This is a genomic window from Rhodococcus sp. CX (assembly GCF_015865005.1).
Lineage (GTDB): Bacteria > Actinomycetota > Actinomycetes > Mycobacteriales > Mycobacteriaceae > Rhodococcus.
On record NZ_JADZGH010000091.1, the window covers coordinates 26261 to 39505 of the forward strand.

At 66.9% G+C, this 13245-nt stretch carries 10 protein-coding genes; 6 read left to right on the forward strand and 4 right to left on the reverse strand.

What is annotated here, in order from left to right:
- The 3 genes from I0Q12_RS09750 to I0Q12_RS09760 all read left to right on the forward strand — a co-directional run.
- On the forward strand, positions 1 to 674 hold a 674-nt coding region (locus tag I0Q12_RS09750), incomplete at its 5' end, for an SDR family NAD(P)-dependent oxidoreductase (protein WP_197251733.1).
- Positions 671 to 2080, forward strand: a complete 1410-nt coding sequence (locus I0Q12_RS09755; protein ID WP_197251734.1) for an aldehyde dehydrogenase family protein — start codon at positions 671 to 673, stop codon at positions 2078 to 2080. The genes I0Q12_RS09750 and I0Q12_RS09755, both read left to right, overlap by 4 nt.
- Before the next feature lie 801 nt (positions 2081 to 2881).
- Positions 2882 to 3151, forward strand: coding sequence for a DUF2277 domain-containing protein (locus tag I0Q12_RS09760; RefSeq protein ID WP_197251735.1), 270 nt, complete (start codon positions 2882 to 2884; stop codon positions 3149 to 3151).
- A gap of 24 nt (positions 3152 to 3175) precedes the next feature.
- Here I0Q12_RS09760 and I0Q12_RS09765 read toward each other — a convergent pair whose 3' ends face one another.
- Positions 3176 to 4582 carry a cytochrome P450 gene (locus tag I0Q12_RS09765; protein ID WP_197251736.1) on the reverse strand — a complete coding sequence of 469 codons (1407 nt, stop codon included), beginning with the start codon at positions 4580 to 4582 and terminating at the stop codon, positions 3176 to 3178.
- 97 nt (positions 4583 to 4679) lie between these two features.
- Here I0Q12_RS09765 and I0Q12_RS09770 point away from each other — a divergent pair, with 97 nt between their 5' ends.
- Positions 4680 to 5264 carry a TetR/AcrR family transcriptional regulator gene (locus I0Q12_RS09770; protein WP_197251737.1) on the forward strand — a complete coding sequence of 195 codons (585 nt, stop codon included), beginning with the start codon at positions 4680 to 4682 and terminating at the stop codon, positions 5262 to 5264.
- 20 nt (positions 5265 to 5284) lie between these two features.
- On the opposite strand, the gene I0Q12_RS09775 is transcribed toward I0Q12_RS09770, so the two are convergent.
- Complete coding sequence (locus tag I0Q12_RS09775) at positions 5285 to 7105, reverse strand: sigma-54-dependent Fis family transcriptional regulator (protein ID WP_197251738.1); 1821 nt, start codon at positions 7103 to 7105, stop codon at positions 5285 to 5287.
- 178 nt (positions 7106 to 7283) lie between these two features.
- On the opposite strand from I0Q12_RS09775, the gene I0Q12_RS09780 reads away from it, so the two are divergent.
- Together I0Q12_RS09780 and I0Q12_RS09785 are read left to right on the forward strand one after the other, a co-directional pair.
- Positions 7284 to 8903: an NAD(P)/FAD-dependent oxidoreductase gene (locus I0Q12_RS09780; RefSeq protein ID WP_197251739.1), complete on the forward strand. Its 1620-nt coding sequence runs from the start codon at positions 7284 to 7286 to the stop codon at positions 8901 to 8903.
- Positions 8904 to 8932: 29 nt separating this feature from the next.
- Positions 8933 to 10117, forward strand: a complete 1185-nt coding sequence (locus I0Q12_RS09785; RefSeq protein WP_197251764.1) for a serine hydrolase — start codon at positions 8933 to 8935, stop codon at positions 10115 to 10117.
- 59 nt (positions 10118 to 10176) lie between these two features.
- On the opposite strand, the gene I0Q12_RS09790 is transcribed toward I0Q12_RS09785, so the two are convergent.
- Both I0Q12_RS09790 and I0Q12_RS09795 read right to left on the reverse strand, forming a co-directional pair.
- Positions 10177 to 12201, reverse strand: coding sequence for a CocE/NonD family hydrolase (locus tag I0Q12_RS09790; protein WP_374068678.1), 2025 nt, complete (start codon positions 12199 to 12201; stop codon positions 10177 to 10179).
- Between the two features lie 93 nt (positions 12202 to 12294).
- Positions 12295 to 13068, reverse strand: coding sequence for an SDR family NAD(P)-dependent oxidoreductase (locus tag I0Q12_RS09795; protein ID WP_197251740.1), 774 nt, complete (start codon positions 13066 to 13068; stop codon positions 12295 to 12297).
- Positions 13069 to 13245: the final 177 nt, after the last annotated feature.

Consider the following 13245-nt stretch of genomic DNA (forward strand, 5'->3'; position numbering starts at 1 on the left):
AAACGGGAGAGGCTGCCGCCGAGTCGATGCGTGGCGCCGGACATGACGCGCTCTTCCACCCGGTGGACGTCACGTCCTCCGCCGACTGGGCCGCCGCCGCGGACGCGGTGCGTTCGCGATTCGGCCGTATCGACGGATTGGTCAACAACGCCGGTATCCCGTCGAACGGTGACGTACTGGGCACCACCGACGAGGAGTGGGCCCGCACCGTGTCGATCAACCAGACCGGGATGTTTCTCGGGATGCGCACGATCGCCCCTGTCATCAAGGAATCGGGCGGCGGTTCGATCGTCAACGTCGCGTCGACACTCGGGTTCTTCGCCTCCCGAGTCGGCTTCGCCTACCAGGCGACAAAGGGTGCGGTGCGCATGATGACCAAGAGCGCTGCTCTGGCACTTGCGCCCGACGGGATTCGGGTCAACACGGTGTTACCGGGTCTGGTCGACACCCCCTTCCTCGACGGACTGCGCCGCGTCGGCGGACTCGCCGACTCCGTCGCCCGCACCCCGGTGGGCCGACTCGCCGACCCGCGGGAAATCTCGCAGGGCGTCGTGTTCCTGCTGTCCGACGAGTCGTCCTACATGACGGGAAGCGAACTCGTCATCGACGGCGGCCTGACTGCCGGATCCGCGGGCAGCCTCCAGCCCACGACCACCACGGGAGACGCGTCGTGACCACGATCTACCGTCCCGCAACGGGCGAAGTTCTCACCGAGGTCGCGGACACCGACCCGAGCGATATCGACGCAGTGTTCGCCCGCGCCCGCGCCGCCTCCGAGGTGTGGCGTCGCCTGTCCGGAACGGAACGGTCGGCACTGCTCTTCGCGCTCGCCGATCGTCTCGAGGAGCAGACCGAAGCCATCGCGCTGACCGAGGCGCGCAACACCGGCAAGGCTATCCGCGAGACCCGCGCCGAGGCATCCCGGATGCCCTCATCGGTACGGTACTGGGCAGGTTGGGCCGACAAGATTTACGGCACCACGGTACCTGTTCCCGGTGACTTCCACGCCTACACGGTCCGTGAACCGTACGGGATCGTGGTCGGCATCATTCCGTGGAATGTTCCGTATATCTTCGCGATCCGCAAGATCGTCACCGCTCTCGCGACCGGTAACGTCATCGTCCTCAAGCCGGCCCTCGAAACCCCGCTGACAGCGCTGATGATCGCAGAGGCCTGCCGCGAGGTGGGGATCCCGGACGGCGTGGTTCAGATCGTCACCGGTGCCGGCGACATCGGCGCCGCTCTCGTGGCACATTCCGAGACGGATCTGATCTGCTTCACCGGGTTCCACGAGACAGGGAAGCACATCGCCCGATCGGCCGCGAACAACCTGACACCCACGATCCAGGAACTCGGCGGCAAGTCGCCGCAGATCGTGTTCGCCGACGCCGATCTCGACGAAGCGATGGACGCGATCATGGTCGGTGTGTTCGCCTCGACCGGTCAGATGTGTATCGCCGGATCTCGACTGCTGCTGCAGGACGGCGTTCCCGACGCGTTCCTCGAACGTCTCGCCGATCGGGTGTCAGCACTACGTGTCGGCGACCCCGAGGACGAAGCGACGCAGGTCGGCCCACACGTCACCGCCACCCAGCGCGACAAGACCCTCGCCATGATCCAGGCCGGTCGCGACGCGGGTGCGACCGTAGCCGCCTCCGGTGCCGTGCCGGACGACGAGCGGCTGCGCGGCGGCTACTACGTCCCCCCGACCATCTTCACCGATGTCACCGTCGACATGCCCATCATGCAGGACGAGATCTTCGGGCCGGTCCTCTCCGTGATGCGATTCCGGGATGAGGAGGAGGCGGTGGCGCTGGCGAACAGTACACAGTTCGGGCTGGCGGCGGGTGTGTGGACATCCGACTCGGGCCGGGTTCACCGCATGGCCCGCGACATCCGCGCCGGCATGATCTGGCTGAATACCTACCGGATCGTGCACGACATGGTCCCCGGCGGCGGCTTCGGCCTGTCCGGCTACGGCGCGGAAGGTGGGCTCGAATCGATCCAGCAACTTACCCGGAACAAGAGCGTGTGGACCGCGATGCGACCCGGGCTGCCCGCAGGCTATCCACGGATCTGAGCGAACCGGCGGCCGTGTAACCGATCACCGCATCGGTCGCACGGCCGCATGCTCCCTGCACCGGGAATGTGCTCGGAAGCCCCTTCGTCATCGCCATCGCCATCGCCATCGCCATCGCCGGCGTCGGCGCCGGCGATGGCACGCAGAACGGATTCCGTGCACGGCCGGCTCGTTTCGTTGCCGATCGGGGCTCCGACAGCGAGGGGGTGTGGATCGGAGATGGGCACCACCCCCGGCGCAGTTCGGCCGCCGCCGTGGGGCAAGTCCTCTTGCCCGCCGGCACCGGGCGGCCGGAGCTGATCAGCGTCGAGCGGTCCTCCACGGGTGGAGCCGAGTCGATGTCTCGGTCCATCACGGTCCGGCGGACCCGCGCCACGGATCGAGGCGGCACGGAGGAGAACAGTTAGGCAGTGAATCATTCGTGTCAGGACCGGCGACAGGCAGTGGAGGGGCTTCACGCCGGCACACCGAACACCCGTTCCCGGATTACTCCCCCCTGATTCCGGGAACGGTTGGGCCACCCATCCCCGCCGGTGGCCCGAACTGCTGGAAGGCTCGACCCGAACCCCCCTGTCGGTCGGGCCTTCCAGCGCAGTGCCGAGCCGAGCGCGCGGCGCCGGCCGATCTTGTTCCAGCGGGAGCCGCCCCCCCGGAGACGGGCGGTGCGTGGCGTGAGGGACAGTCATGCGTCGCCGCGGCACCCGCGACTTCCGGAGTGGTCGGATCGACCCTCCAGGGGATGTGGGGCATACGTCCGTATTCAACCGGGTGGTGTCGGGCGGCGGGACTACCCTCGGAGCCATGTGCCGGAACATCACCGAACTCCGCGGACTCGAACCTGCTGCCACGGCGGAGGAGATCGAAGCCGCCGCGCGCCAATACGTGCGTAAGGTCAGCGGCATCCACAAGCTGTCCGACACGACCCGGGAACCGTTCGAACAGGCGGTCGCGGAGGTCGCCGCGACCACCACGCGACTGCTCGCGGCCCTGCCGGAGCGACGACAACCCCCGGCGAGCGTCCCGCCGTTGCGGCGCCCCGAGGTGCAGGCGCGCATCGCGGCGCGCGGCTGACTCGCCGCTGGCCGGATAACGAGCTCAGCGGGCGCGCACCGACACCGTGGGACACAGGTCCCGCGGCATCAGGGTGAGCCGTTCGGCGACCCGCAGCCGATAATTCGGATCGAGGTCGAAATCGAAGCGCCGCAACAGACTTCCCAGAACCAGGGTGGCCTCGTGCAGGGCGAACTGACGCCCGATGCAGGCGCGCTCACCCGTGCCGAAGGGCTTGTACACGTGCCCCGGGCGCGCCCGAACCCGTTCCGGCAGAAAATGATCCGGATCGAACGTCTCGGCGTCGGGGCCCCACACCTCGGGATCGCGGTGCACCGCCGGGAGCAGCACGAGAACCCAGTCGCCCTTGCGCAGCCGGTACCGTCCGCCCAGCGTCGTGTCCTCGCGTGCCTCGCGGGCGTACCCGGGCGCGGTCGGCCACAGCCGCAGTGCCTCGTCGAGCACCCGCCGCACGTACCGCAGCTTCGCGACCTGTTCGAAGGCCGGAACGTCCTCGCCCCACACCGCGTCGACCTCGGCCCGCGCGCGGGCGAACACCTCGGGGTTGCGCATCAGGTAGTACAGCGCGAACGACAGTGCACCGGAAGTGGTTTCGTGGCCGGCGACCAGGAAGGTGAGAACCTGGTTGCGGATGTTCTCGTCGTCGATCCGGTTCGGGTCGTTCTCCCGCGCCGCCCGCAGCATGAGTTCGAGCAGATCGTCGTGCCCGGTCTCGCCGGCGGCCTGCCTCTCGCGGATCACCTCGTCGACGACCCGGTGCAGAGACGCGCGATCCAGGAGGTACTGCCGCTTCTGCCGAGGGAACAGGTGCCGCCCGACGACCGGTAGCCTCCGTAGGGCGCTGCGCTGCGAGAACGCCAGACCGCCGACCATCGCCTCGACGAACGGATGCGGACGGTCGCGCTCGAACGGGCCGAACGAATAGCTGAATCCGGTGCGGCCGATCGTCTCGAGGGTCAGTTTCGTCATGTCGGCGGCCACGTCCACGCGTCCGTCCTCGGCCGCGCGCCGATCCCAGTGCGCGAGCAGATCGGCGGTCACATCCAGCATCGTCGCGTGGTAGGAGCGCATGGCCGACTGCGTGAAGGCGGGGGCGAGCAGGTCGTGCGCGCGGCGCCAGTTGGGTTCGTCGTTGTATGCGGTGAACAGTCCGTCCCCGCCCAGGCTGCGCAGCGCTTCGACTCCGGGTGCCAGGTGTTTGGCGAAGCGGCGGTCGTCGGACAGTTCGGCGGTGAGTTCGCCGGAGCACACGAACACGAACCGCAGGTCGAACGGCCGACGTTCGAAGACCGGGCCGAGCCGGCGGTGCAACTCCATCGAATCCTGCACCGGCGTGCTCACGGACATTCCCAGCACGTCGCCGAGTACGGGCAGGCGCCACGGCGGGTGCGGGATCTCGGTGTTGAACACGTGTGATGTGGCCACGACCATCTGTTCGTCCCCCGGACAGTTCGAACTCTTATTGAACCGACGTACAGTAGTCACGCTACGCCCGGATCCGGCGCTGTCAAGACGCTAGATTGGCGACGTGGCATCACCACGGCGACGACTGAGCCCCGACCAGCGGCGCACCGAGCTGCTGGACATCGGTGCCCGGTTGTTCTCGCAGCACGCCTACGAGGACGTGCGCATCGAGGAGGTCGCGGAGCTCGCCGGTGTCTCGCGGGGCCTGATGTACCACTACTTTCCGACCAAGCGCGACTTCATGGCGGCGGTCGTGCAACGCGAGTCCGACCGGTTGCTCGTCGTCACCGAACCCGATCCGGCGCTGTCGGTGCACGACCGGATCGCCGCGGGACTCGACGCCTATCTGGAATACATCGAGTCGCACGCGCAGGGTGTGCTGGCGGTCAACCGCGGTGCCGCCTCCGCCGATGCGAGCATCCGCGGCATCGTCGACGCGGAACTCGACGTGCAGCAGCGGCGCATCGTCGACGCGCTCGCGCCGTCCGACGGGGACCGCGAACTCGTCGAACTCGCGGTGCGCGGGTGGATCGCGTTCGTGCGCAGTGTGTGTGTCGACTGGCTGGACCGCCCTGGCGTCACCACCGTGCAAATGCGCGAACTGTGCCTCGCTGCGCTCGCCGGACTGCTCGGCGATCGGCTCGGTTGAGTCGTGACCCGGCTGCCGCCTCAGATCTCCGTGACTCCGTAGGTCTTGAGCTTGCGGTACAACGAGCTTCGAGCCATCCCGAGCATTTCTGCGGCGCGGACGCGGTTTCCGTCGCACTCGCGGAGCGCGGCGACGATCGCGTCCCGTTCGGTAGCCTCGAGCACACTGAGGGTGCGAGTACTCGTCGACCGGCAGTAGCCGGGGAGATCATCGGCCTGGATCTCACCGACCGGACGTTTCAGCACGGCGCTGTGAAGCGCTTCGCGCAGCTGAGTCATGTTCCGTGGCCACGAGTAGGCGCCCAGGACACGCATCGCCTCCGGACTCAGGCGGATCCGGCGCTCGGGGGCGATTTCGCGGAGCGTCCTGTCGACGAGACGAGGGAAGTCGACGGATCGGAACCGGATCGCGGGGACGGTCACCGACTGGTCGAAGTTCGCCAGGACGTCTTTGCAGGGCAGGTCGGACTCGATGCCGGTGTCCGACAGTGTCGCGGCGACGATGAAGTTTCTCGTATCGAGATCCAGGGAATCGAAGAACTCGTTGAGAACGTCGACGCCGTAGGTGGTGAGCCGGTCGAGATTCCGGACGATCAGCAATGTCGAGGTGGTCGTGTCGACCGCAGTGAGCTCACCCTGCCGCGTCACGCTGTCCGCGTCGATCGCGATGCTCCGGCCGGACGGGTACATCCGATGGAACAGCTCCGCGAGGAGAGTGAACTTCCCTGTCCCGGGTTCGCCGAGGACGAGCAGGTTCTCCCGTCGTCCGAGTGACTCGATGATCGAGTCGCACGCCTGTTTCCATGCCGGACAGCGACTTTCGGTGATCGATGGTGGCGGGTTGTGAAGTCCGGATGCGATGGCGGTGGTTCGGGGGTCCGGTGCGTCGACCGCGGGAAGCGTCCGGTCGACCGCCGGAGTGCCGGCATTGTCCGGGGTGTTGTCGTCGAGAAGTAGAACCATTCCCGCAACCTCGTCGCCGCACAGGATCCTGGTGGCGCGGATGTGGACGGTCCGGCCCGAAGGCAGCGAAATCGATTCCGCGCTGCGGTCGCGTCGGGTCATGAGGAAACGCGCGTGCTCGTGGATCGCGAGTTGTTCCTCCGGGGTGAACATGTTCTGTGAGCGCCGGTTCATGATCACGGTCTCGCCGATCGCCATGACCGCTTGACGCGGACGCGAATCGGCCTTGACGTACATCTCGAACAACGCCTGCTCCGCCTGGTTCCGGTCGAGGAGCAGATTGCGGCCTATGTCCATGGCTGCGGACTTGACCAGGGCGTGCAGGAGCGGGGACCAGCTCTCGGCGAGCATGCTGACGTCGAGGACGCCTTCGATCCTGCCGGAGATGGGATCCAGAATCGGCGCGCCGGTGCAGGCGAACTGCACCAGTGCGTCGTTGAAATGTTCGGGGCCCACAATGCTGATCGCAGAACCGGATTCGAAGACGGTGCCGATGCCGTTGGTTCCCACACCCTGTTCTGCGTAGCTGAACCCGGGCAGGAAATCGACCCGATCGAGCAGCCTGCCGACGAAATTGGAGCAGTCGCGGCGATCGACGATGCGGGCGTGGGCGTCGGTGAGCGCGATACCGACGGGGACATCCGCGATGTCGGCGGAGAGTCGCTCGAGAACCGGTCGTGCGCACCGTACCAGTCGCGAATCGAAGTCGATGTCGTCGTGATACTCCACGTGGAACGTTGCGTAATCGACGCCGGCGGACTGGCTGCGCTGCCACGAGGCGGCAACGACGTCGGGAACCCCGGCTGCTCCGGCGCTCCCGTATTCGAGGAAGTCCGCTCGCGCCGCGGCAATGCGCAGTCGCTCGCGCTCGTCGATCATGGATGCACCCTTCTTGCGATTCGATTTGTCCGAAAATGAGACCTGCGTCACATCATTATCGGCTCGTTTCCCGAGTCTGGCGACCTCCCGGCTGTCCGATCTTGGGACAGTCCGGCCTCCTGGGACAGCGGAAGCATTGTTCGCAGTCGTGATACACATCACAGGAAAGGGTCGAACAATGGCTATCGGTACACCAACTGCCCACCGCACTCTGGACGCCCTGATCATCGGCGCGGGGGTGGCCGGCCTCTACCAACTGCACCTGTTGCGGGAACAGGGACTGAACGTCCGCGTGTTCGAGACCGCCGCCGACGTGGGGGGGACGTGGTACTGGAACCGTTACCCCGGTGCGCGCTTCGATTCGGAGGCCTACATCTACCAGTACCTGTTCTCGGAAGAGCTCTACAAGAACTGGAGTTGGAGCCAGCGGTTCCCCGCTCAGCCCGAGATCGAACGGTGGATGCACTACGTGGCCGATGCGCTCGACCTTCGCCGGGACATCTCGTTCTCCACGACCGTCACGAGCGCCGAATACGACGAGAAGTCGGGCCGGTGGACCGTGCGGACCGACAGCGGAGAGGTCGTGGACACGCAGTTCCTCATCACGTGCTGCGGGATGCTCTCGGCGCCGCTGCAGGACCTGTTCCCGGGACAGCAGGACTTCGCGGGGCAGATCTTCCACACCTCGCGCTGGCCGCGTGAGGGTGCCGAGATCGCGGGCAAGCGGGTCGGCGTGATCGGCACCGGCGCCACGGGTATCCAGGTCATCCAGACCATCGTCGACGAGGTCGCGGACCTGACCGTGTTCGTCCGCACGCCGCAGTATGTGCTCCCGATGAAGAACCCGTCGTACAGCGCTGACGACGTGGCGGCGTACAAGGCCCGCTTCGAGGAACTCCGTAGCACGCTGCCGCACACCTTCACCGGTTTCGAATACGACTTCCGATACGTGTGGGACGAGTTGACGCCCGAGCAACGACGCGAGGTGCTCGAGGAGATCTACGAGAACGGATCGCTGCAGATGTGGCTGGCGTCGTTCGCCGAGATGTTCTTCGACGAGGCCGTCAGCGACGAGATCTCCGAGTTCGTGCGGGAGAAGATGCGGGCGCGGCTGGTCGACCCGGAACTGTGCCGGCTCCTGATCCCCGAGGACTACGGGTTCGGCACCCACCGGGTGCCGCTCGAAACCGGCTACCTCGAGGTCTACCACCGACCCAACGTCACGGCGGTGGGCGTGCGCGAGAACCCGATCTCCCGCATCGTGCCCGAAGGGGTGCTGCTCGCCGACGGCACCCTGTACGAGCTGGACGTGATCATCCTGGCCACCGGTTTCGACGCGGGCACCGGCGCCTTGACCCGCATCGACATCCGCGGTGTCGGCGGACGGTTGCTGAAGGACGACTGGTCGCGGGACATCCGCACGACGATGGGGCTGATGGTGCACGGCTACCCGAACATGCTCACCACCGCTGTTCCCCTCGCCCCGTCCGCGGCGCTGTGCAACATGACCACCTGCCTGCAGCAGCAGACCGAGTGGATCGACGAGTGCATCCGGTACATGCGGAAGAACGGCTACACCGTGATCGAGGCGACCGAGGAGGGGGAGGCCGCGTGGGTCGCCCACCATGACGAGACCGCCGCCGCGAACCTGATCTCGAAGACGAACTCCTGGTACACCGGCTCGAATGTCGAGGGCAAGCCGCGCCGGGTGCTGTCGTACACCGGCGGTGTCGGCACCTATCGGGAGAAGACGCTCGAGGCCGCCGCTGCCGGCTACAAGGGATTCGAACTGCGATGAGCACCGACACCGTGAAGGGACGACAGATCATGACCGAAGCACTTCGCGCATCCGTCGATGCGATCCTGAACAAGACTGTCACCGCCGAGGCGCCGGTGCCGGGAGTGGTCGCGATGGTGACCGACCGGGAAGGCAACGTCTACGAGGGCGCGGCGGGAAAGCGCCGAATCGACCAGGACGCGGCGATGACGACGGACGATGTCTTCGCGCTCTTCTCGACGACGAAGGCCTTCACCGCGACCGCGGCACTGCAGCTGGTGGAGCAGAACCGCCTTGACCTCGACGCGCCGGCGGGCAAGTACGTTCCGGAGCTGGGAAGCGTCCAGGTCATCGAGGGGTTCGACGACTCCGGCGAACCGGTGCTTCGAGAACCCCGCCGCGACATCACCACCCGCATGTTGCTCACCCACACCGCCGGATTCGGCTACGACTTCTTCAACGAGAAGTACCGGCGCCTGGCGGAGGAGAAGGGACAGCCGAGCGTCATCACCGCCACGAAGCAGGCACTGGACACTCCGCTGTTGTTCGACCCCGGGGATCGTTGGGAGTACGGCAGCAACCTCGACTGGTGCGGCCGGGTGATCGAGGCGATCACCGGGAACCGGCTCGGCGACGTGTTCTCTGCCGGGATCTTCGAGCCGCTCGGCATCGAGAGCATGACCTTCGAACTCGACGACACGCGCCGTGCCGATCTGGCCGGGATGCACGCCCGCAATTCCGACGGATCGCTTTCCGTGATGGACTTCGAACTGCCGTCCCCGCCGGAAGTGCACATGGGTGGTCACGGCCTGTACGGCACTGTCGGTGACTACATGCGGTTCATCCGGATGTGGCTGAACGACGGAAAGGGTGAACACGGGCAGGTCCTGCGACCGGAGACGGTCCGGATGGCCGTGCAGAATCATCTCGGGGAGCTTCCCGTGACACCGCTGCCCGGCGTCATTCCGTCGCTGTCGAACGACGCCGAGTTCTTCCCCGGGATCTCGAAATCGTGGTCGCTGCCGTTCATGATCAACAACGAGCAGGCGCCGACCGGGCGACCCGCCGGCGCGCTGGGGTGGGCGGGGCTCGCCAACCTGTTCTACTGGATCGATCGACAGTCCGGATACGGGGGATTCTGGGCGACCCAGATCCTGCCGTTCGGTGATCCCACCTCGTTCGGTGGCTACCTCGAATTCGAATCGGCGCTGTACGCGTCGCTCGGCCGACGGTGAGCTGGGGGGACGCGCTCGGGCTCGGCCCGAGCGCGTCCCTGCGTGTGCCGGTCGGGGAACTACCGCACGATCGGGACGGTGGCGAAGCTCGGCGCGGACGGATCGAGCCGGATGTGCTGCGGTTTCAGACCACTGTCGTGAAGCATCGGACCCAGTGGCAGCGACCGCGGCACGCTCGACGCGTACACGTCGATCCGGAGCCGGTGACCCGGCTGCAGGATCGCGTCGGTGAGCACCGTCGAGATGTCCAGCCGGGTGGGCACACCGGGCTCGAGGGTCTCCCGCGTGTCGAGCGTCAGGTACGGGACGGCGCGGGCGTAGTCGCCGGCGGGGGTGAAGGTGCTGCGGGAGTCGTCGATCGCGCGCAGCGACGCGACGAGCGAGCCGGAGGTCAGGACGGTCGAACGGCCGTCGGGCGCCACGTCGTTCACGGTCACCGACCAGAAGCCGTCGGGGGCGTCGAGGACGGTGTTCAGGTGCACGTTGATCGCGCCGGAGATCTCGGTCGGTTCGGTAACCGGGGCGCCGGTGAACGTCAGTCCCTCCGCCTCGTTGAAGCGGGCGTCCTTGGTGCAGTTCGAACCGAGCAGCACCGTGATTCCGGCGGTGCCGACGGCCGATTCGCGCGAGCAGAACCCGCGCAGACCCGGCGCGATCGTCAGATCCTGGGTGCCGGAGGGCGCCTCGGGCGTGAGGCTTCCGTCGAAGGCGGCGTGGCCCGCGGTGCCGCTCGGGGCGCCGGACAGATAGAACTTCTCGAATTCGGCACCGGCACGGGGGAACTGATCGGTGGTGGTCCATCCGCCGCCCTGCTGGAACAGGGTGACCGGCCCGTAGTTCTCGATGCCGTTGTCGATTCCTTCGAGCCAGTGGTCGAACCAGGCGCGCTGCAGGGTGCCGAGCTTCGGCGGGAAGCCCGGCCTGCCGAAGTCGGTACCGGCGACGACGTGGTAGCCGTCGCCCATCATCAGCTGCTTCTCGCCCGGCGCGACCGGGATGCGGTTGTAGATGTCCGGCTCGCTGTTGGCGAAGATGTCGTGCCAGCCCCCGTACACGAAACTGGGCACTTCGATCGACTCGAGATTCGCGGTGCGGTCCTGGTAGAACGGTCCGTCCTGCGCGACCTCGAGTGCGTTGGGGGAGACCCCTTCGACGGTGGGGGCTGTGACCGCCTCGACGAGTTCGGGAAGTTTGGTGGCGGGGTCGGCCATCCGGTCGCGCAGCCACTGCGCGTCGAAGTTGCCCTGCAGCAGGGCCTGCACATCCGGGATCCACTTGAGCCCGTTGACGAGGGTGAGCCACATCGGCATGAATCCGATACCGAGTGCGCCGCCGGTGCCGACGATGTCGCGCAGCAGGTCGTTGCCGGGTTCCACCGCGAACACCGCGTCGAGCGCGGCCGGTTGCAGACCCGCACCCTGCAACTGGTTGATCGCCGAGTAGGACACACCGCTGGTGCCGACGCGGCCGTTCGACCACGGCTGCTTCGACGCCCAGTCGATGACCTCGACGGTGTCCTGCTGTTCGCGCGGGCCGAGGACCTGCCATTCACCCTGCGAGAATCCGGTGCCGCGGACGTCGACGATGACCTGCGTGTAGCCGTTCTGCACGAGGTCGCGGTTGAGTCCGAAGACCTGCACGAGTCCGCCGCCGGTCGTCTTCGCGAGCTCGGTGACCCCGTCGTACGGGGCGGCGAAGTTCAGCGTGTCGCCGAGGCCCTCGACCAGCGGGGCGAGGGTGGGGTCGTCGGCCACGACGGTTCCCAGGGTCGAGAGCAGCTTGGTGTAGGGCGTGAGGTTGAGGACGACGGGGGTGGGCTCCGCGATCGGTGTCCCGTTCGCGTCCGCGGGGCGGAAGACGTTGGCGCGCAGGACGGTGCCGTCGCTCATCGTGATGGGGACGTCCCATTCGACGGCGGTGTTCGGGTACGCGTCGGGTGCGTCGACCGCGGCCTGCCACGCGGCAGCGTCGGTCCCGCCGGACGGATCGGCGCCGGCAACCGGTGTCGCGGTGATCGCGGCGGCGACTGTGGTGGCGGCGACGGCCACCGACGCGATCGCCCCGCGCAGGAATCGTCTCTTCACCCGGAACCCCCATCTCGACGGTGAAAACCCCGGAAAACGTATCCCGATCGGTGGGGTGGGTCAACGATCTGCGCACGGGTGTCCGCTATTTGTTCAGCGGAATCCGCCGTCGGACCGGACGATGGTCCCGGTGGTGAAACTCGACGCGTCGCTCGCGAGAAACAGTGCAGCGCCCACGATTTCGTGGGGTTCACCGATCCGCTTCAGGTGCACGGCCTCACCCGACTGCCGGATCTGTTCCGGGGTCCAGGCATTGGAGATGTCCGTGCGGTAGGGGCCGGGCATGAGGGTGTTGACGCGCACCTCGGGCGCGAGCAGGTCGGCGAAACCCTCGGTCATGGCGTTGAGACCGCGCTTGGCGGAGGCGTAGTGGATGAACGCGCCGGAAGGGTGCAGCGAGCCACTGCTGCTCACGTTGATGATCGAGCCGCTGCCCTGCTCCTTCATTCGGGGACCGACGAGCTGGGTGAGCCGGAACGGCCCTTTGAGATTCAGTCCCAGCACGCTGTCCCACAGCGCCTCGGTGACATCGGCGATGTTCCGGTAGACGGGGGACATGCCGGCGTTGTTGACGAGGATGTCGATGCGTCCGAAGGTCGCGTAGGCGGCGTCGACGAGTCCTTCGATCTCGTCCCAGTGGCCCATGTGGCAGGCGTAGGCGAGGGCTCGCCGGCCGGTGGTCTCCTCGATCTCGGCGACCACCTTCTCGCAGTTCTCGATCTTGCGGCTCGCGACGACGACGTCGGCCCCGGCGCGGGCGAATGCGAGCGCGATCTCCTTGCCCATGCCACGGCTGCCGCCGGTGATCAATGCGACCTTGCCGTCGAGGCGGAATCGGTCGAACGGTGCGGGTATCGCGTCGGTCATCGAGCTGCCCTCTCGTCAGAAAATACAGTTCTCGTTCTCAAGAACGACATTCTTGACGTTAACGGACGACGGTGTGCTCTGTGAAGTACCTCCGCACGCCGAAGCGCCGCCCCGCGACGGAACTGCGGGACGGCGCTCGGGTTCTGTGAAGCTCCGGTGCTGCGAATACTCGCGTAC